At 73.5% G+C, this 19,270-nt stretch carries 19 protein-coding genes; 11 read left to right on the plus strand and 8 right to left on the minus strand.

Translation table 11 applies throughout. The features are described 5' to 3' along the window. Nucleotides 1–126: 126 nt before the first annotated feature. The 6 genes from ABZ806_RS35550 to ABZ806_RS35575 all read left to right on the plus strand — a co-directional run bounded on the left by ABZ806_RS35550 (nucleotide 127) and on the right by ABZ806_RS35575 (nucleotide 4,785). The gene (locus tag ABZ806_RS35550; protein ID WP_500222096.1) at nucleotides 127–894 is read left to right on the plus strand and encodes an SDR family NAD(P)-dependent oxidoreductase; all 768 of its coding nucleotides are present in this window, start codon (nucleotides 127–129) and stop codon (nucleotides 892–894) included. A 120-nt stretch (nucleotides 895–1,014) separates the two neighbouring features. Continuing rightward, on the plus strand, nucleotides 1,015–1,998 hold the full coding sequence (locus tag ABZ806_RS35555) for a DMT family transporter (RefSeq protein WP_500222099.1): 984 nt from the start codon (nucleotides 1,015–1,017) through the stop codon (nucleotides 1,996–1,998). Next, on the plus strand, nucleotides 1,968–2,744 hold the full coding sequence (locus tag ABZ806_RS35560; protein ID WP_500222102.1) for a serine protease: 777 nt from the start codon (nucleotides 1,968–1,970) through the stop codon (nucleotides 2,742–2,744). Before ABZ806_RS35555 ends, ABZ806_RS35560 begins: the two co-directional genes overlap by 31 nt. 31 nt (nucleotides 2,745–2,775) lie before the next feature. Further along, nucleotides 2,776–3,684, plus strand: coding sequence for an NAD-dependent epimerase/dehydratase family protein (locus ABZ806_RS35565; protein ID WP_500222104.1), 909 nt, complete (start codon nucleotides 2,776–2,778; stop codon nucleotides 3,682–3,684). Nucleotides 3,685–3,694: 10 nt separating this feature from the next. Further along, nucleotides 3,695–4,015, plus strand: a complete 321-nt coding sequence (locus tag ABZ806_RS35570; protein ID WP_500222107.1) for a GroES family chaperonin — start codon at nucleotides 3,695–3,697, stop codon at nucleotides 4,013–4,015. A gap of 59 nt (nucleotides 4,016–4,074) precedes the next feature. Further along, nucleotides 4,075–4,785 carry a helix-turn-helix transcriptional regulator gene (locus tag ABZ806_RS35575; RefSeq protein ID WP_500222109.1) on the plus strand — a complete coding sequence of 237 codons (711 nt, stop codon included), beginning with the start codon at nucleotides 4,075–4,077 and terminating at the stop codon, nucleotides 4,783–4,785. Nucleotides 4,786–4,868: 83 nt separating this feature from the next. Here the strand turns inward: ABZ806_RS35575 and ABZ806_RS35580 are convergent, their stop codons facing one another. The 6 genes from ABZ806_RS35580 to ABZ806_RS35605 form a co-directional block, all read right to left on the minus strand. Then, the gene (locus ABZ806_RS35580; protein ID WP_500222112.1) at nucleotides 4,869–5,441 is read right to left on the minus strand and encodes a hypothetical protein; all 573 of its coding nucleotides are present in this window, start codon (nucleotides 5,439–5,441) and stop codon (nucleotides 4,869–4,871) included. 22 nt (nucleotides 5,442–5,463) lie between these two features. After that, on the minus strand, nucleotides 5,464–6,930 hold the full coding sequence (locus ABZ806_RS35585) for a multicopper oxidase domain-containing protein (RefSeq protein WP_500222114.1): 1,467 nt from the start codon (nucleotides 6,928–6,930) through the stop codon (nucleotides 5,464–5,466). Nucleotides 6,931–6,985: 55 nt separating this feature from the next. After that, complete coding sequence (locus ABZ806_RS35590) at nucleotides 6,986–8,059, minus strand: multicopper oxidase family protein (protein ID WP_500222116.1); 1,074 nt, start codon at nucleotides 8,057–8,059, stop codon at nucleotides 6,986–6,988. Nucleotides 8,060–8,286: 227 nt separating this feature from the next. After that, the gene (locus ABZ806_RS35595) at nucleotides 8,287–9,288 is read right to left on the minus strand and encodes a D-alanine--D-alanine ligase family protein (RefSeq protein ID WP_500222119.1); all 1,002 of its coding nucleotides are present in this window, start codon (nucleotides 9,286–9,288) and stop codon (nucleotides 8,287–8,289) included. Further along, nucleotides 9,285–10,358 (minus strand): alanine racemase, encoded by a 1,074-nt coding sequence (alr, locus tag ABZ806_RS35600; protein WP_500222122.1) that lies wholly within the window; start codon nucleotides 10,356–10,358, stop codon nucleotides 9,285–9,287. The genes ABZ806_RS35595 and alr overlap by 4 nt, the downstream gene beginning before the upstream one ends. A 53-nt stretch (nucleotides 10,359–10,411) precedes the next feature. After that, nucleotides 10,412–11,026 carry a M15 family metallopeptidase gene (locus tag ABZ806_RS35605; RefSeq protein WP_500222124.1) on the minus strand — a complete coding sequence of 205 codons (615 nt, stop codon included), beginning with the start codon at nucleotides 11,024–11,026 and terminating at the stop codon, nucleotides 10,412–10,414. A gap of 313 nt (nucleotides 11,027–11,339) precedes the next feature. Here ABZ806_RS35605 and ABZ806_RS35610 point away from each other — a divergent pair, with 313 nt between their 5' ends. Further along, nucleotides 11,340–11,705: a PH domain-containing protein gene (locus ABZ806_RS35610; protein WP_500222127.1), complete on the plus strand. Its 366-nt coding sequence runs from the start codon at nucleotides 11,340–11,342 to the stop codon at nucleotides 11,703–11,705. A gap of 19 nt (nucleotides 11,706–11,724) precedes the next feature. Here the strand turns inward: ABZ806_RS35610 and ABZ806_RS35615 are convergent, their stop codons facing one another. Together ABZ806_RS35615 and ABZ806_RS35620 are read right to left on the minus strand one after the other, a co-directional pair. Beyond that, nucleotides 11,725–14,748 carry an AAA family ATPase gene (locus ABZ806_RS35615; protein WP_500222129.1) on the minus strand — a complete coding sequence of 1,008 codons (3,024 nt, stop codon included), beginning with the start codon at nucleotides 14,746–14,748 and terminating at the stop codon, nucleotides 11,725–11,727. Beyond that, a complete protein-coding gene (locus ABZ806_RS35620; RefSeq protein WP_500222132.1) occupies nucleotides 14,745–15,875 on the minus strand; it encodes an exonuclease SbcCD subunit D in 1,131 nt (376 codons plus the stop codon). The genes ABZ806_RS35615 and ABZ806_RS35620 overlap by 4 nt, the downstream gene beginning before the upstream one ends. A gap of 108 nt (nucleotides 15,876–15,983) precedes the next feature. On the opposite strand from ABZ806_RS35620, the gene ABZ806_RS35625 reads away from it, so the two are divergent. From ABZ806_RS35625 to ABZ806_RS35640, 4 genes are all read left to right on the plus strand, one after another. After that, complete coding sequence (locus tag ABZ806_RS35625) at nucleotides 15,984–16,670, plus strand: RibD family protein (protein ID WP_500222133.1); 687 nt, start codon at nucleotides 15,984–15,986, stop codon at nucleotides 16,668–16,670. Beyond that, nucleotides 16,663–17,091 (plus strand): cytidine/deoxycytidylate deaminase family protein, encoded by a 429-nt coding sequence (locus tag ABZ806_RS35630; RefSeq protein ID WP_500222135.1) that lies wholly within the window; start codon nucleotides 16,663–16,665, stop codon nucleotides 17,089–17,091. Before ABZ806_RS35625 ends, ABZ806_RS35630 begins: the two co-directional genes overlap by 8 nt. A gap of 127 nt (nucleotides 17,092–17,218) precedes the next feature. Then, a complete protein-coding gene (locus tag ABZ806_RS35635) occupies nucleotides 17,219–18,661 on the plus strand; it encodes an aldehyde dehydrogenase (RefSeq protein WP_500222138.1) in 1,443 nt (480 codons plus the stop codon). A 335-nt stretch (nucleotides 18,662–18,996) separates the two neighbouring features. Further along, on the plus strand, nucleotides 18,997–19,215 hold the full coding sequence (locus ABZ806_RS35640) for a hypothetical protein (protein ID WP_500222140.1): 219 nt from the start codon (nucleotides 18,997–18,999) through the stop codon (nucleotides 19,213–19,215). Nucleotides 19,216–19,270: the final 55 nt, after the last annotated feature.

The raw sequence follows: 19,270 nt of genomic DNA on the forward strand, positions 1-19,270 counted from the left end.
GCAATGGCTCCACACCTACAATCACCACCGCGGACACACCGCACTCGGCGGCCGCCCACCCGCCAGCCGTGTCCACAACCTCACGAGTGAGTACACCTAGTCCCGGGTCGGCCTAGGCTCGCAGGCATGCCGACCGCCTTCATCACCGGCGCGACCGCGGGCCTCGGCGCCGCGTTCGCCCGCCGCCTCGCCTCCGACGGGTTCGACCTCGTCCTGCTGGCCCGCGACGCCGAGCGCCTGGAGCGGACCGCCGCGGAGCTGCGCGGCGCCTACGCCGTCCGCGCCGAGGCCCTGCCCGCCGACCTGTCCACCGAGGAGGGCCTGGCGGCGGCCGGGGAGCGGGTCCGCAAGGACGTCGACCTGCTGGTCAACAACGCCGGGTTCGGCAACCGGGGCGTGTTCCTCGACGTCCCGGTGTCGGACGAGCTCACCATGCTGCGGGTGCACTGCGAGGCCGTCCTGCGGCTCACCCACGCCACGCTGCCCGGGATGCTGGAGCGCGGCCGGGGCGCGGTGGTCAACGTCTCGTCGATGGCGGCGTTCGCGACGCGCGGGACGTACGGTGCGTCGAAGGCGTGGGTGGTGAGCTTCAGCCGGGGCATCTCCGCCGACCTCCGGCAGCGCTCGCGCGGCGGTGTCCGGGTCATGGCACTATGCCCCGGTTTCGTGCACACCGAGTTCCATGACCGCGCCCAGATGGACATGTCCGGCCTGCCGGACTTCATGTGGCTGGACAAGGACGCCGTCGTGGACACCGCGCTCCGCGATCTGCGCCGCGGGGCCGAGCTCAGCATCCCGGGCGCGCAGTACAAGATCCTCGCCGGGGCCGCCCGGTTCGTCCCACGTGGTCTAGTGACGCGCCTTTCGTCCACCACGGGTCGCCGGTACGACTGATGCTCGCATAAGCGAATACTTGCATGAGGGGCCCGCACGGGGCAGGCTGAGAGTACAGGTCGATTCGATGGCGCGCCGAACGACATGCCCCGTCCCCCGTCCACCGAGAGGTTCCTCCCGATGGGTTCCGACCTGGGTTATGCCGCGCTCGCACTGATCGCGACCGTCGTCTACTACATCTCGTTCATCATCTTCCGGGCCTCCGCCCGGAAGATGGAGCCGCTGCGCGGCAGCCGCCCGTTCCGCGTCGCCCGGCTCATGCTGACCGACCCGGTGTGGCTCGGCGGCGGCCTGCTGCTGTTCCTCGGCCTCGGCTACGAGGTCGTCGCGTTCTCCGCGATGCCGCTCGCCGTCGCGCAGCCGATCTTCGCCGTGGCCCTGGTGCTGCTCATCGGGTACGCGGTGTGGTTCCTCGGCGAGCGCCTCAGCATCCGGGAGTGGACGAGCGTCGCGCTGTTCGTGCTCGCGACGATGCTGATCGGCCTGTCGGCCACCGAAGAGGGCGACCTGCGCGCCGACGCCACGCTGCTGGGCACCCTCGCCCACCCCTGGATGATGATCGCCGTCTGCACGCCGGCGGTGCTCATCGCGGCGCTGGTGTGGCTGGTCGGCGACCGCCGCGCGAGCGGCCGGCACGCCCGCAAGCTGGCCGGCGTCGCCTACGGCATCGGCGCCGGCGCGTGCGCCGGGCTCGCCGAGGCCGGCATCCGCGGCATCTCGATCGTCTACCAGGAGACGGGCAGCCTCCAGGCGGTGCTGCAGTCGGCCTACCCGTGGCTGACGATCGGCCTCGCCGCGATCGCGCTCGGGCAGCTGCAGGTCGCGCTGCAGCGCTGCCGGATCGCGATCGTCGCGGTCGTGCTCACCGTCATCGGCCGGTCGTACCTGCTGCTCGCCAGCAGCGTCCTGTTCGGCGAGGACTGGCCCCGCGAGGCCGGGCCGTTCCTGCTGCGGGCCTGCGGCTTCGTCCTGGCGCTGCTCGCGCTCGTGCTGTTCCCCCGCTACGAGCAGGCGCCGGATCCGGCCGCCCGGAACACCGTGCACCCCGCGTTCGATGCCCGTACATTGCCGAGATGGCCCTCCACTCCCGCAGGCCCCTCCTGACGGCGGTGCTCGGCGCCGCCCTCGCCGCACTCGGCACCGCCCTGGCGGCACCGCTGGCGGCCGCCCCCGCGTCCGCCGTGGTGGGCGGCGCGCCGGCCTCGTCCGCGGCGTACCCGTGGCTGGCCGCGGTCGGGTCGCCGATCTTCTTCGTCCGGCCGTCCGGGCAGTTCTGCGGCGGCGCGCTGATCAAGCCCGACCAGATCCTCACCGCGGGGCACTGCGTCGCGCTCTTCCGCGCGGTGCCGGGCCTCCTCACGGCCACCTTCGGCCGGGACGAGCTGACCGGCGGGAGCGGCGAGACGGTCGCGGTGAAGTCGCTGCGCATCCACCCCGAGTACCGGGAGACGTCGTTCGAGGACGAGACCGTCCTGCACCACGACACCGCCGTCCTCACGCTGGAGCGGCCCGTGCGCCGGCCCACCGCCGTCCTCGGCACGCCCGGCGGCGCCCGCACGGGGACGATCCTCGGCTGGGGCTTCACGTCGGAGAACGACCTGTTCAACACGCGGCTGCGGGCGGCGAGCGTGCCGCTGCGGAGCGACGCCGCGTGCCGGCGGGCCTACGGCGACTCGTTCGACCCGTCCGACATGGTCTGCGCCGGATCGGACACGGCCGACTCGTGCCAGTTCGACAGCGGCGGCCCGCTGCTCGTCCGCGGTCGCGTCGCCGCCCTGACGTCCTGGGGCCACGGCTGCGCCAAGCCCGGCTACCCCGGCGTCTACACGAGGATCACGTCGCTGCCTTGAACGCGCGCCGGCGGGCCTGGATGCTTGCCGCATGCGGGTACTGGTGACGGGGGCGGCGGGTTACATCGGATACGCGGTCGGGCGGCGGCTGGTCGCGGCCGGACATGAGGTCGACGGGCTGGTGCGCCGGAGCCGCGACGTGCCGGACGGCGTGCGCCCCGTGCAGGGCGACCTGCTCGTCCCGGACGGGCTGCCGCGCGGGCCCTACGACGGGGTGTGCCATCTCGCGGCGCTCACCCGCGTGCGGGAGTCGTTCGAGCGGCCGCTGCGGTACTTCGCCGCCAACGTCCAGGGCACGGTGAACCTGCTGGAGTCCGTGGCCGCCGACCGGGTGGTGCTCGGGTCCACGGCCGCCGTGTACGGGACGCCGGAGCGGCAGCCGATCCCCGAGAGCGAGGGCACGGCGCCGGCCAGCCCGTACGGGGCGTCGAAGCTGGCCGCCGAGCAGGCCGTCCGGTTCCACGCCCGGACGGGCGCGGCCGGCGCGGTCGTCCTGCGCACGTTCAACGTCGCCGGGTCCGTGGACGGCCGGATCGACCCCGACGCGACGCGGCTGATCCCGAAGGCGCTCGCCGTGGCCGCCGGGCACGCCCCGCTGCTGGAGATCAACGGCGACGGGCTCGCCGTCCGCGAGTACCTGCACGTCGACGACCTCGCCGCCGCCTACGTCCGGGCGCTGGAGGCCGTCCGCCCCGGCGAGGACCGCCTCTACAACGTCGGCAGCGGCGCGGGCGCGGCCGTCCACGAGGTCGTCGCCGCCGTCGAGAAGGCCACCGGCCGGCCGGTGCCCACCCGCCGCCGCCCGGCCCGGCCGGAGGCGCCGGTACTGCGCTGCGACGCCGCCGCGATCCGGGCCGAGCTCGGCTGGCGGCCGGTGCGCTCCGGCCTGCCGGAGATCATCGCCGGCTCGTGGGACGCCCTGACCCGCGCGGACGGCTAAACTCGCCGGCGTGTCCGAGCCGAAGTTCGAAGTCCAGATGCTCCACGACCGCGTCATGATCAAGAGCGACCGGGACAGCGGCGAGCGCCGCAGCACCGGGGGGATCGTGATCCCCGCGACCGTGGAGCAGGCGAACCGCCTGGTGTGGGGCGAGGTCTGCGGGGTCGGCCACCACGTGCGGATCGTCAAGCCCGGCGACCGCGTGCTGTTCCGCCCCGGCGACCAGCACGAGGTCGAGATCAAGGGCGAGAACTACCTGGTCATGCGCGAGCGCGACCTGCACGCCATCGCCAGCGAGCGGCCCGAGCACGGCACCGGCCTCTACCTCTGACCCGTTTTCGCCGCCGTTGCCCCCTGATTTTCACTAGTTAGTATGTATAAACTCGGCCCATGGACGACCGGGAATGGGTCGACGCGGAGCCCGCGGCGGCCGAGGCGGGGCTCGGCGACAGCCGCGCCCGGGTCCTGCGGGTGGTCCGGGAGGCGGGTGCCGCGCCGCTGGGCGTGCGCGAGATCGCCGAGCGGGCCGCGCTGCACCCCAACACGACGCGCTTCCACCTCGACGGGCTGGCCGAGGCCGGCCTGGTACGGCGGGTGGCCGAGGACCGTGACCGGCCCGGCCGCCCGCGCATGGTCTACCGGGCGGAGGCCGCCGACGGCAGGCACAGCTACCGGCTGCTCGCCGAGATGCTGGCGAGCCTCGTCTCCGGCATGCTGCCCGATCCGGAGCGGGCCGCGATCGAGGCGGGCCGCGCGTGGGGCCGCCACCTCGCCGACCCGCCGACGCCGTTCCAGCGCCTCGGCCCGGCGGAGGCGCTGGAGCGCCTCAACCGGATGATGGCCGGGATGGGCTTCAGCCCGGAGATCGAGCACGACGCGAACCACCCGGACGGGGAGGAGATCCGCGTCCGGGTGCGCAACTGCCCCTTCGGCACGGTCGCCGAGCAGCACGCGGACGTCGTCTGCCAGCTCCACCTCGGCCTGATCCAGGGGGCGCTCGCCGGGATGGACGTGCCGCTCGCGGCGGAACGGCTCGATCCCCTGGTGGAGCCGCACCTCTGCCTGGCGCACCTGCGGCGCGTCCAGGACACCGGGCACTGACGCGACGCCGGCACGCGGCCGGTGCGCGCGAAGGCCCGCGGGCGCCTTTCGGGGCGTCCGCGGGCCTGCGTGCGGTGCGCGGGTCAGCCGCTCTGGCCGGCGGATTCCGCGGGACGCTCGGCGTCCGCGCCGTCTCCGGTGGCTGCGCCGTCTCCGGCGTCCGCGCCGGCTCCAGCGTCGGCACCATCTCGGGCGTCTGTGCCGGCGCCGGTGGCTGCGCCGCGCGGGGCGCGCGGGCCGCGCAGGGCGAGCAGGATCGCGGCGATCAGCACCAGTTCGGCGACGCCGCTGAGCACGTCCAGGACGCCGACCGCCTCCGCCTCCCCGGACTCGGGCCCGAAGGGCAGCCCGCTCGTGCGGCTCACCGCCCACAGCGCGAGGACGCCGGCGTTGACCGCGAGCCCGGACAGCAGCACCGGCCGCTCCTCGCCGGTGTGCACGAGCACCGCCCAGATGAGCTGGAACATGCCGATCGCGCTGAAGAAGATCGCGTACGCCCACCACTCGCTCAGGTGCTCCGGCACCACCGCGTAGTGGATGAGCGCCGCGAGGACGGACCCGATCGCCGCGACACGCCTGGCCAGTGGCACGGGCGAGGGCGCCGGAACGGCCGCCGGCCCGGTTTCGAGGGTTGTCGTGGTCGCCTCGGTTGTCATGGTCACCTCCGTGGACATGGGGTCAGCCGACCTGGAAGACGCCGAGGCCGCCGGCGGCCATGTTCTTCATCTTGTGGCCGAGGAACGGGTAGGTGCCGGCGTCGGGCAGCGTGAACTCGACGAAGCCGCCCTGCGTGGGCTGCAGGTCGAGGACCTGCGCGCCGCCCTTCTCGTCGTTGTCGCGGCGCAGCGTGTAGGCGCCCTCCTTCCACACCGTGTCGAAGATCGTCCCGACGACGTGGAAGGCGATGTTCTCGTTGGGGCCGCCGTCATCGACCCACACCCGGACCCGGTCGCCGGGCTTCACCTTGATGGGGGCGTGGACGTACTGGTTGTGGTAGCCGTTGAAGACCACCGCGTCGTAGTCGCCGGCCTGCATCTTCGTGAGGTCGGCGGGCTTGCCCTGCGGCCCGAGGTACAGCTCGGACTGCACGAGCACCAGCTCCTTGTCGACCTTGTCCAGCTTCGGCGGGTCGACGATCACGGCGCCGTGCATGCCGTTGCCCATGTGGTAGATCATCGGGTCGGAGCCGCAGTGGTAGGTGAAGATGCCGGCGAACTGCGCCTTGAACTCGTAGACGAGGGTCTCGCCGGGCTTGATGGTCCGCATCTGGACGTTCGGCGCGACCTTCGAGGCGTGGAAGTCGATGGAGTGGCCCATCGAGCCCTTGTTGACGAGCTTGATCCGGAAGGTGTCGCCGACGCTGCCGCGCAGGACGGGGCCGGGCGCGGTGCCGTTGTAGGTCCACCGGGTCTGCTTCACCCCGGGGGCGACCTCGAGCTCCTTCTCGGTGACGGTGAAGGTGGTCTCGTGGACGTCCTTGCCGTCGTTGACCGGTGCCGTCGGGTCGTAGGGCTTCCAGCCGTCGCCGGGCTTGGCGGCCGGGTCGATCTTGGCGTCCGCCGAGGCGCCGGCGGCGGCGCCGGTCGCGGCGGCGGCGGTGCCGCTCGCCGCAGTCGAGGTGGTCGTGCCGCCGGTCACGGTGATGTCGACGAGCATGCCGGCCTCCTTGTGGCCGGGGATGACGCACCACGCCTGGGTCGTCTCGGTGAGCACGCCCCAGTGCTGCGTCTCGGACTTGCCGGGTTCGAGCTGCTTGTTCGTCTTGCCGAGCAGGCTGAAGGTGTGGGCCTGGCTGCCCTTGTTGACGACGTTCACCGTGACGTCGGCGCCCGCCGGGACGGTGACCTTGCTCGGCTTGATGTACATGTCGCCCTCCTCGAACTCGAGGGTGACCTTCTTGCCCTTCCCGGGCAGGGCGGCGCCGCCTCCTCCGGAGGACGCGGAGGTGCCCTCCTCGGACGAGGCCAGCGTGCCGTGGTGGTCGCCGGGCGCGAAGCCGACCATGAGCAGCCCGACGATGAGGCCGAGCGCGAGCGCCGCGCTGACGGCGGGCAGGAACCCGTTCAGCGCCGCGGTCCAGCGTCTGCGGGCGGGGACCGATGGCCCGCCCGAGGCCGGATCGTCCGGCGCGGGGGTTGTGGACATTGACTCACTCCAGATGTGAGAAAGGGGGGATCCGAGCGGTTCGGCTGGGCCGCGCTCAGGTGATCTGCATCTCCATGACCAGGCCGAACATGCCCTGCGCACCTTCGGAGTGCGGGAAGATGTGGCAGTGCCAGATCCACTTGCCGGGCTGGTCGGCGTGGATGAGCACGGTGTAGCGCTCGCCGGGCGCGACGTTGACCGTGTCGGCCTTGTAGGTCTGTTCCAGCGGGAACCCGTCCTTGGCGATGATCACCTGGTCCACGCCGTGCAGGTGCATCGGGTGCGCCATGGTGCCGGCGTTGACGTAGGTGACCTCCACCCAGTCCCCCACGCGGGCCTTCAGCGGCTGCGTCGCGGGGTAGGACTTGCCGTTGAGCGTCATCCCGATCACGCCGGCGTCCTGGATCTGGATGACGTGCCGCTGCGCCACCTTCTCCTTGTTCGGGGTGGGCATGTCACCGAACTGGATCGCGCCCCACAGCCCGCTGCTGACCTGCTTGGTGCCGTCGTAGTGCGAGTGGTACCAGGTGTCGGCGATCCGCGTCACCGGGAACTCGTAGGTGAACGTCTTGCCGGGCTTGATGGAGTCCTGGGTGACGTTGGGGACGCCGTCCATCTTGTTGGGGAGCTGGATGCCGTGCCAGTGGACGCTGGTCGGCTCGGGCAGGTCGTTCTTCACCACGATGCGGACCTTGTCGCCGACGTCCGCGCGGATCGTCGGGCCCGGCACCATGCCGTTGAAGCCCCAGGCGTCCACGACCTTCCCGGGCTCCACCTCCCATTTGAAGGTCTCCGCCGTCAGGTGGAACTCCTTGGTGCCGTCCTTCAGCACCTTGGGGGCGAGGTCCTGGCCGCCCTGGCCCTTGGTCGCCGCCGGGAAGCTCTTGTCCCGCTTGGCCATGGCGTCGTCCATGGCCTTCCAGTCGTCCGAGCCGGACGCGCCGTGCGACGTCGTGTCGTGCCCCGCCGCGGGCGACTCGGCCGCCTGCGCCGACTCCGCCGCCTGCGACGTCTCCGCGGAGTGCGACGCCTCGGCGGCGTCGCCGCGCGGAATCGTCCAGAGCGCGACGGTCAGCGCGACCGCGAACGCGAACGCCGCGACCAGCACCCTCGATCTTGCGCCATCCATTTCTGCCGACCCCTTCCGGGTCTCATTTTTAACTAGCAGACTAGTTTTTATTGGCAGAAGCATGGGCGCGTCCAGGGGCGGCGGGTGTGAAGCACCGCACAGCCCGCAAGGCGACGGAAATCCCGCTGGTCACGGCGATGCGGGTGATGATCTTTTCTGCGCCCGGGGCCCGTCCCCGACCCCGGTGCGGCGGCACCAGTTTGACCAATTACACTAGTTTTTTTACCTCACCGCCGGCCGGGGCCGGGCGGCCTCGCCGCGGGCGATGCGGGAGCCGGCACGGTGGCGGCGTCGACCAGGCGCACGACCAGCTGCTCGTACGGCAGTCCGGCCGCGGCGAACATTCTCGGTACCTGGGAGGCGGCCGTCATCCCGGGCATGGTGTTGACCTCGTTGAGGACGGGTCCGTGCTCGGTGAGGAAGAAGTCGACGCGGGCGACACCGGCGCAGCCGAGCGCGTCGAACATCCGCAGTGCCGCGCCGGTCAGCGCCGTCCGGTCCGCGCCGTCGAGGTCGGCGGGCACGCTGAACCGGGCCGAACCGTCGTACTTGGCCCGGGTGTCGAACACGCCGCTGGTCTGGATCTCCAGCGGCGGTGCCGCCCATCGGCGGCCATCGGCCTCGCGCAGGACGGCCACATCGATCTCCCGGCCCGGGACGACGTCCTCGATCAGGATCCGGTCGTCGAATCGCGCCGCGCGGCGCAGCGCGTCGCGCAACTGGGAGGGATCGCGTGCCAGGGCGACGCCGAAACTCGACCCGGCCGAGGCCGGCTTCACCACCACGTCCTTCGCGAACTCGATATCGGCGATCTCGGCCGCGGCCACCAGCCGGCCGGGGGCGGTGCGGATCCCGACGGCCTCGGCCACGAGCTTGGTCGCCCACTTGTCCATGCCGAGCGCTCCGGCGCGCAGGCCCGAGCCTGCCATCGGCGTGTGGGTGAGAGCGCACAGCGCCGCGAGGGTCCCGTCCTCGCCGAACAGACCGTGGACCGCGGGGAAGACGACGTCGGCACGTTCGATGACCTTCAGCGCCGCCGCGAGGGAATCGGCGGCCCGCGACCCGAGCGCGTCCACGCCCCGCCGCCATGTCCCGTCACGGTCGATGGTCAGCTCGTCAACGCCGAATCCGCTGGAGCGCAACGCCCGTGCGACCGCCGCGGCCGTGGCCAGGGAGACCTCGTGCTCGGCGCTCTCCCCGCCGCCGATCACCACGATGCGCCGTGTCATGCGATGCTCCTTCTCACACGCGGCCCGATGCCGGTGACAATGGTGTGCGGAATGGTCCCGGCCCAACGGGCCCAGTCGTGGATGGTCGGGGTCGCTCCCCCGCCCGGGCCGAAAACGGTCGCGGACGTGCCCGCCGGAAAGACCTCGTCACCGGTATCGATCACGATCTGGTCCATCGAGACCCGTCCGGCGACCGGGAAGCGGCGCCCGCGGATCTCGACGCCGGCCCGGCGCGAGAGCTCTCGCGGGATCCCGTCGGCGTACCCGACGGGCAGGACGCTCAGATGGGTGGCACGGTCGGTGACATACGCGCCGGCGTAACCGACCGGTGTACCGGCCGGCTCCGCCGTCGTGTGCACGATCGGTGCGGTCAGCCGGGACGCGCCGTGCAGTTCCACGGTCCCGGACGGATCGATGCCGACCAGTCCCGCCCCGACGCGGACCATGCCGAAATGGGTCGCCGGGTCGGTCAGCGTCCCCGACGTGGCCGCGAGATGGGCGAGCGGCGGCCTCAGCCCCGCCGCCCGGACCGCCTGCCACGCCTCGCGCATGGCGGCGACCGCCGGCGCGTTCGCCGCGGGGTCGGCCCGGTCGGCTCGCGGGAGATGCCCCATCACACCCACGACGCGGACCCGCCGAGCCCGTTGACCGCGCCGGGCCAGGGCGATCAGTTCGTCCCACTGCCCGCGGGGGCAGCCGCCGCGCGACATTCCGGTGTCCGCATGGAGATGCACCCGCACCGCCGACGCGGCCTGCGCGAGAAGCGCGCCGAGCTCGGCCACCGACCCGACCGCGACATCGGCGCCGGCGGCCGCCGCCGCCTCGGCGTCGATCCCGGAGGGATGCAGCCAGGTGAGGATCGGCACGGCCAGCCCCGCGGCACGCAACGCCGAAGCCTCGGCGACACTGGTCGTCCCGAGCCACCCGGCCCCGGCGGCGACGGCGGCCCTGGCGACCGTGACGGCGCCGTGGCCGTAACCGTCGGCTTTGACCACGGCCATGATCGTGGCCGGAGTCCGCGCCCGGATCTCGGCCACGTTCGCGGCCACCGCCGCGGCCAGCGTCCGCAAGGTCGGCGGCGGGAAGGTACCTGATCGGCGCGAGGGCGCGAGCGGGACCCGGTTCACGGCCGCGTCCCCGGGTTCTCGGCCGGATCCGCGCGGCAACCCCAAGGCTCATCGCCATAGATCTGCCGCCGCCCGTACGCGGTGCCGTGCTCACACGGCCGGGCCGCGGCATCCGGGTGCGGCAGCGGGACCGGTTCGACCGTGCGGTACTCGAAGTGCCACCACTCGTTGTCGTAGACGCGGTAGAGCCCGTACCGTCCACCGTGCCGTTCGAGCCATCGCGCGCCCTCGGTCGGCCGGACGTCGAGCGCGAGCCCCCGCACGTGGCCGGACTCCTGCGCCGGCAGCACCCGCCGCCGCGCCGCGGCCACCGAGCCGGTGCGCCGTACCTCTTCGGTGAAGATCCGGTGCTGCTCCGCCGCGTCGCGATATCCCGAGGTGAGGCCGATCAGCTGCCCGTCGCGCCAGAACGCCTCGGCCCGCGCGTGCGTGAACGCCGTCAGCGTCTCCGGTGCCAGCCCGCGCAGATCCTCCGCGGGAAAGCGCAGGCCCAGCGCCCACTGGCAGGCGAGGAAGCGGGCGCGGGCCGGTGCGCGGCAGAAGGCGACCGGCACCAGCAGCACCGCGGCGAGCCGGGCGACGGCCGCCAGGACGCGAGCCCTGTTCGCCACGGGTTCATCCGACTGGCGAGCCCGATCCTGCGCGTACGACGGGGTGGCGCTGACAGTGCTGCGGTGATTCATGCCACCACTGAAGACGGGAGGCTGTTGCGGTGGCGTATGCGTTTTTCGATACACCCGAGATATACGCGTCTCCCGGTATCAAGGAATGGCGGACGCCCGCAGTGAGATGGTCCCGCCGGGCCTTCACACCGCGGCAGCCCGACGGCGCATCCCGCTGGTATCGGGCGACTGAGATACTCCCCTACGGAACGGGACGGACCGACCGTCCGTCGAACGGGCACACCGAGCACCGGAGGCACCGATGGGCGACGAGATCGAACACGACAGGTCGAGCCAGCTCAAGCAGATCGAGAGCGGGCTGATCCCCGGCGAGCAGATCATCGCCGTCTACGACGCGGTCGGGGCGGGCACCGGGTTCGTCGGCCTCACCGACCGGCGGGTGATCATCCAGGACAAAAGCTTCGCGGGCAAGAAGTACGCGATCACCAGCGTGCCCTATTCCAAGATCACCTCGGTGAGCGTGGTCAGCAACAAGTCGTGGGCCGGGTCCTACTTCTCCACCGGGTCGATCGCGATCAACGTCGGCCACCAGACCTACGAGGTCGAGTTCCGGGGCAGCGACAAGAGCCACCACGTCCACAACGTGATCCTGCAGTACATCTCCTGACGCGGGGCCGCCGACCCGGTCAGACGACGATCGTCGCGGTGGAGCCGGTGCGGTCCTTGGTGACGCGGAGCTGCGCGGGGATGCGGGTGCGCAGTTCCGCGACGTGGCTGACGATGCCGACCGCCCGGCCGCCGTCGCGCAGGCCGTCCAGGACGTCCATGACCTCGTCGAGCGTCTCCTCGTCGAGCGTGCCGAAGCCCTCGTCGACGAACAGCGTGCCGATCTCGGTGCCGCCGGCCTCGGCGGTGACGACGTCGGCGAGGCCGAGCGCCAGGGACAGCGACGTGATGAACGACTCGCCGCCCGACAAGGTGACCGGGTCGCGCATCAGGCCCGTCCAGGCGTCGGCGACGCGCAGGCCGAGGCCGCCGGCGCCCTTCGTTCGGTCGCCGGCCGACTTCTCGGTCGTGTGGACGAGGGCGTAGCGGCCCCCGGACATGCGCGACAGTCGCTCGTTCGCGGCCGCGACGACCTGTTCGAGGCGCGCGGCGAGGACGTACGCCGACAGCGACATGGCGTGCCGGTTCGCGGGGTGCTTGCCGGACGCCAGGCCCGCGAGCCGCTCGGCGACCTCGTGGCGTTCGGCGGCGGGCCGCCAATCGGCGACGGCCCCGGTGAGCCGCCCGCGCAGCTCGGCGAGGCGGTCGCAGCGGTACCGGGCGCGGTCGGCGGCGCTCGCCGCCTCGGTGTGCGCCGCCTCGGCCGCCCGCACGGCCGCTTCGAGGGCGGGCAGGTCGGGGGCGGGCGCGGCGGCGGCCTCGATGAGCGCCGGGTCCTTGAGCAGCGCGCGGACCTGGGCCTCCTGGTCGTCCCACGTGCGGATCCTGTCGCGCAGGTCGCCCTGTTCCTCGTCGGTCAGCGCGGCTTCGAGGACCTCGTCGGGCGTCCCGAACCCCTGGTCCTCGGCCTCCTGTCGCGCCCTCGCGCGGGCGGCGGACAGCTCCTCGTCGGCGCGGCCGGCGGCGCGCGACGCCTCGACGGCCTCCCCCAGCGCGTCGGCCTCGCGGGTGAGGCGGGCGATGCGCGCCTCCAGGGTCGGGTCATCGCCGCGCGCCTGGTCCAGTTCCGCAGTGCGGCGGACCTGCTCCTCGGCCAGGTTCCTGTCCTCGGTGCGGTTCTCGGTGAGCAGCCGGGACACCTGGTCGTGCCCGTCCCGGGCCTGCTCGAGTTCCTGTTCGTGCCGGTGGAGCACGGTCTCCAGCCGCTCGGCCTCCGCCGCCCGCGCCATGGCGGCGTCGAGCGTCTCCCGGGTCTCGGCGAGTTCCACCGCGAGGACGCCGGCGGGCGCGTCGCCGGCCGCCTCGACGAGCTGGTCGCGTTCGGACCGCCGCGACTCCACCTCGCCGGTCCGCCTCTCCCGCCGCTGCTGCGCCTGCTCGTAGGCGGCCTGGGCGCGGTCGACCTCGTCCTCGGTCGGGACGACGGCGAGGGAGGCGACGGGCGCGGGATGCTCGGTGGAACCGCAGACCCGGCACGGCTCGCCGTCCGCCAGCTCCGCGGCGAGGACGGCGGCCATGCCGTCCAGGCGGGTCTGCCGGAGTTCCTGCGCGCGGTCGCGGGCCTCCTGCGCGGCGTCGATCGCGGCGCGCTGCGCCTCCTCGGCGGCGGCGAGCAGGCCTTCCACCCGGTCGCGGCGGTGCGCGGCGTCCAGCCGCCGTCGGACGTCCCGGACGGCGGCCTCGGCCCCCGAGCGGCCCGCCGCCGCGACCCTGGCCTCGTCCAGCTCGGCCCGGCGGGCGGCCACGATGCCGGGCAGCTCCGCCAGCGCGGCGGCGGTCCGCGCCTCCTGCGGCTCCAGACGGCGCAGCTCGGCGGCCAGCGCCTCCCGCCGCCGCTCGATGTCGCCGAGCCGGGCGGCCGTGGCGCGCCCGCCCTCCAGCGCCGCGGCCTCGTCGCGGCGGTCGCGTTCGGCCTTGGCGAGGACGTCCTCCGGCGCCTTCGGCGGCAGCAGCGCCGCGACCCGGGCCCGGGTCTCCTCCGCCCAGCGGCGCGCCTGCACCGCCCGGCCGTGCCGGTCCCGGACGTCCTTCACCAGGGGGACGACCCGGTCGGCGCGGGCCGCGGCGTCGAGCCGCGACGCCATCCGCGACTTCTCCTCCGCGTGCCCGGCCAGCGCGTCGCGGCGGGCGACGGCGTCGGCGTGGCTCTGCCGCCGCCCGGCGACCGCCTTCCCCTCGTCGAGGGCCTCGCGGGCCGTGCGCAGTGTCTCGGTGACGCCGGCCCGCAGCTCCTCGGCGGCCGCGCGGACGTCCGCGTGCCCGGCGGCCAGCTCCGCCGCCCACGCGGGCAGCGCCTCGACCTCGGCGAACGGCTCCACGGCCGGCTCCGCGCGGCGCGGCTGCGGGACGGCCTGCCGCTCCCCGCGCGGCGCCGTGGCGCCCGTCGCCTCGGCGATCCGGTCGGCGATCGACGCCGCGGCGGCGCCGAGATCGGCGGCCTCCCGCCCGGTCGCGGCGCGCCGATCGGCCAGCCACTTCTCGACCTGCGCGAACACCTCGGCCGCGAACAGCCGCTCCAGGACCTTGCGCCGCTCGTCCGCGCCGGCGCGCAGGAACCCGGCGAACTCCCCCTGCGGCAGCAGCGCCACCTGGCAGAACTGCACGGCGTTCATCCCGAGCATGCGCGACACCAGGTCGCCGGCCTCGTCCAGCCGGGTGGTGAGCCCGGTCCACTCGCCGTGCTCGAACTCCGCCAGGACGACCTTGGCGTGCTCGGTCGTCGTCCCGGACCCGCGCAGCTTCGGCCGCTCCCAGGCGGGCGACCGCGTGATCCGCAGCCGGCGCCCCCGGATCGTCGTCTCCAGGACGACCCTCGGCCCGGCGCCCGGCGGCGCGTGGTCGCTGCGCAGCCCCTTCACCGCGTTGCGCACGCCGGGCACCTGCCCGTAGAGGGCGAAGCACACCGCGTCCAGGATGCTCGTCTTGCCCGCGCCCGTCCGGCCCTGGATGAGGAAGAGCCCGGCGTCCGACAGCGCGTCGAAGTCGATCACCTCGGTTCCGGAGAACGGCCCGAACGCCGCGACCTCCAGCCGGTGCAGCCTCACGCGAGCGCCTCCTTCCGGCGGCAGGTCTCGAACGCCTCGTGCAGGAGGGCGCGCTCCCCGGGGGTCGCGGGGCCGTCGGTCACCTCCGCCACGAAGTCGCCCGCGACGTCGAGCGGGGAGCGTTCGCGGACGCGGTCGGACCAGGTGCGGGCGCCGTCCGCCGCACCGCCCTCGGGGGCGAAGCCGAGCACGAGCGTGTGCGGGAAGCGGCGGCGCAGCCGCTCCATCGCGGCGGACGGGCGGCGCGCGTCGGTCAGCGTCACCTGGAGCCAGCGGTCTTCGTACTTCTCGTTGGACGGGTCGGCGAGCAGGTCGTCGATGCGGCCGCGCAGCCGGCCGAGGCGGCGCGGGACGGGCGCCTCCACGAACTCGCCCGCGACGCCGCCGTCCGCCGCGAGGTCGATCAGCCACGAGCCCTTGACGTGCTTCGCCTCGGAGAACGAGTAGGCGAGCGGCGAGCCCGAGTACCGGACGCGGTCGGTGATGCGCCAGCGGCCGTGCAGGTGGCCGAGCGCGGCGTAGTCGACGCCGTCGAACACCGTCGCCGACACCTGCGACGACCCGCCGACGGAGATGTCGCGCTCGCTCTCGCTGGACTCGCCGCCGGTGACGAACGCGTGCGCCAGCACGACCGAGCGCTCCTCGCGGCGCGCGGCGTCGTCGCGGACGCGGCGCATGGCCTCGGTGAGCGCGGCGGCGTGGCTCCGCTCGTCGAGGTCCCAGGGGTGGCGGACGAGTTCGGGCTCCAGGTACGGGATGCCGTAGAAGGCGGTGCCGCCGACGACGACGGGATCGCCCACGGCGGCGAAGTCGGTGCGGACGTGCACGCCCGCCTTGTCCATCAGCGCGGAGCCGAACCCGAGCCGGCGCGCCGAGTCGTGGTTGCCCGCGATGAGCACCACCCGGGCGCGCTCGGCGAGCCGCTCCAGGGCCTCGTTGCACAGCTTGACGGCGTCCACGGCGGGCAGCGCGCGGTCGTAGACGTCGCCCGAGACGAGCACGCACTCGACCCGCTCCGCCGCGACCGTCTCGACGAGGTGGTCGACGAACGCCGCCTGCGCGGCCAGCAGGTCCTCGCGGTGGAACGATCTGCCGAGATGCCAGTCGGAGGTGTGCAGGATTCGCATGTCGCAGCAACCATAGGCACCCCCTCCGACACATCCGGCGCAGAAACGCCGAGCCGCCCCAAAGGATCTTCGAACACCGCATCGCGGCGGCTCCCGTAGTGTTGCGGCGTGAGTGATCGTCCCTACGTGCTGCTGAGCTGCGCGATGTCCGCCGACGGCTATATCGACGACGCGGGCCCGGAGCGGCTGCGGCTGTCCAGCGCGGCGGACTTCGACCGGGTCGACGCGGTGCGCGCCGGCTGCGACGCGATCCTCGTCGGCGCCGGGACCGTGCGGGCCGACGACCCGAAGCTGCTGATCCGCTCGGCCGCGCGCCGGGAGCGGCGCGCCGCTCGGGGGCTGCCCGCCGACCTGACCAAGGTGACGCTGACCTGGAGCGGCGACCTGGACCCGGCCGCCCGGTTCTTCACGGCGGGCGAGGCGCCGAAGCTCGTCTACGCCCCGTCCGCGACGGCGGCGGAACTGGCGCCGCGCCTGGACGGCCTCGCCGAGGTGGTGGACGCGGGCGACCCGCTCGACCTCCCGACCGTCCTGCGCGACCTCGCGGCGCGGGGCGTCCGCCGGCTGATGGTCGAGGGGGGCGGCGGCGTCCACACGCTCTTCCTCACGGCCGGGCTGGTGGACGAGCTGCAGCTCGTCGTCGCGCCGTTCTTCATCGGCGACCCGTCGGCGCCGCGGTTCGTGCGCTCGGGCGTCTTCCCGCAGTCGCCGGACCGTCCGATGCGGCTGGAGGACGCCACCCGGATCGGCGACCTGGCCCTGCTCCGCTACCGCGTCGGAGCCGCGCGTGGATGACCGCGCCTGGCTGGGGCTGGCCTGCGACCTGGCGGCGCTGTGCCCGCCGTCCGACACGGCGTTCTCGGTCGGCGCGGTGATCGTCGGGGCGGACGGCCGGGAGGTCGCGCGCGGCTTCTCCCGCGAGAAGGACCCGCACGACCACGCCGAGGAGGCGGCCCTCGGCAAGACCGCCGGGGAGCTGGGCGGCGCGACGATCTACACGTCGCTGGAGCCGTGCGGGCACCGCGCGTCCCGCCCGCGCCCCTGCGCCGAGCTGATCATCGCCGCGGGCCTGCGCCGCGTCGTGTTCGCCTGGCGGGAGCCGGTGCTGTTCGCCGCGGGCACCGGCGCGGAGGTCCTGGCCGCCGCCGGAGTCGAACTCCTGGAGGTCCCGGACCTGGCGTCCCGGGCCCGCATTCCCAACGCCCATCTCCGCTAGGACGCGGCAGCGGGATGAGACGCGAGTCTCATTCCTCTTGCCAACGCCCGGGGACCCCGTGCGATGCTGTGCCCAAGCAAGCATTCGGTTACCCGAACTCGCCCTTCGGGCAGGGAGGCACAGCAGCATGCGCGAGCACGATCGGCTGTTCATCGGCGGCGAGTGGGCCGCCCCGGCCGGTACCGGCACGATCGACGTCATCTCCCCGCACACCGAGGAGGTCATCGGGCGGGTGCCCGAGGGCACCGAGGGCGACATCGACGCGGCCGTCGCGGCGGCGCGGCGCGCGTTCGACGCGGGCCCCTGGCCCCGGATGACGCCCGCCGAGCGCGCGGAGATCGTCGGCCGGCTGTCGGCGATCTACGCGGAGCGGCAGCAGGAGATGGCCGACCTCTGCACGGCCCAGATGGGGTCGCCCATCATGTTCTCGGTGTTCGGGCAGGCCGCCATCCCGCAGATGGTCCTGCAGTACTACGTGGACCTCGCCGCCACCTACGCGTGGGAGGAGGAGCGGCAGGGCATGCTGGGGCCGGTCACGGTCACCCAGGAGCCCGTCGGCGTCGTCGCGGCGATCGTCCCGTGGAACGTCCCGCAGTTCACGCTGATGCTGAAGCTCGCCCCGGCGCTGATCGCCGGGTGCACGGTGGTGGCCAAGCCGTCCCCCGAGACGCCGCTCGACACCTACCTCCTCGCCGAGTGGATCAAGGAGGCGGGGATCCCGGACGGCGTCGTCAACTTCGTCCCGGCCGGGCGCGAGGTCGGCGCCTACCTGGTCGCCCACCCTGACGTCGACAAGGTGTCGTTCACCGGCTCCACCGCCGCCGGCCGCAAGATCGGCGCGGTGTGCGGCGAGCAGCTGAAGCGCTGCACCCTGGAGCTCGGCGGCAAGTCGGCCGCGATCATCCTGGACGACGCGGACCTGCCGTCCACCATCGAGGGCTTCAAGCTGGCCTCGCTGATGAACAACGGCGAGGCGTGCGCCGCGCAGACCCGCATCCTCGCGTCCCGCCGCCGCTACGACGAGGTCGCCGACGCCCTCGCGGCCATGGTCGGCGGCCTCACCGTCGGCGACCCCGCCGACTACGCCACCGAGATCGGCCCGCTGGTCGCCAAGCGGCAGCAGGAGCGCGTGGAGAACTACATCCGGATCGGGCAGGACGAGGGCGCCAAGCTGATCACCGGCGGCCTGGACCGGCCGCACGACCGCGGCTGGTACGTCGCGCCGACCGTGTTCGGCGACGTCGGCAACGACATGCGCATCGCCCGCGAGGAGATCTTCGGCCCCGTCCTCGTCCTCATCCCCTACGAGGACGAGGCCGACGCCGTCAGGATCGCCAACGACAGCGACTACGGCCTCGGCGGCTCGGTCTGGACGTCCGACGTCGACCACGGCGTCGACGTCGCCCGCCGCATCCGCACCGGCAGCTGCGGCGTCAACATGTACACCCTCGACCCGAACACCCCGTTCGGCGGCTACAAGAACAGCGGAATGGGCCGCGAACTGGGCCCCGAGGGCCTGCACGCCTACCTGGAGCACAAGTCCATCCCCCACCCGGCCCCCTCCGCCTGACGCCCCCCGGGAGGCCCCGCACAACCGGGGCCTCCCGCCCGATCTCCCCTCCGAATCCGCGGCCGGCGTGGTAGATACCGCTTGGGCGATCAGCGCCCCATTCGGACGGATAGAGGGCAAATGGCAGGTCTCAGCACCACCGGCGACGCTCTGCGACCGTCGACGTTATGGACGTACTGGGCGGGGACAGCCGACGGAGGACGCCCCCATCCCCGAGGACGGCGACCCGGCGAAAGGCGGCCCGAAGGACGGCGACCCGGGGGTAGACGGCCCGGGAGCACCGCAAGGAGGCCGTCGCGCTGTTCCGCAAGATCGGCGAGACGCACGGCATCACGGTGATCGGCGCGCTGCAGGACGACATGGAGCCCTACGCGATCGACGCGTGCGGCCAGTACGTGAAGCTGCGCCGCTCGTCCGACACGATGCCGTACAACGAACCCCCGGTCGTCGTCGGCTACGACGACCACGAGCCCCGCGTCCGCATGCTGGCCGAGCAGATCGCGGCCTCCCGTCCCGCGGTACCGGAGCCGGGCGAGGCGCGCGACGACCGGTGACCGCGCTCCGGGCCGCGGCCCGGAGCGCCGTAAATCGTATGAAGTCGGGTGGCGG

This window comes from Spirillospora sp. NPDC047418 (genome assembly GCF_040643275.1).
In the GTDB taxonomy this organism is placed as follows: domain Bacteria; phylum Actinomycetota; class Actinomycetes; order Streptosporangiales; family Streptosporangiaceae; genus Spirillospora.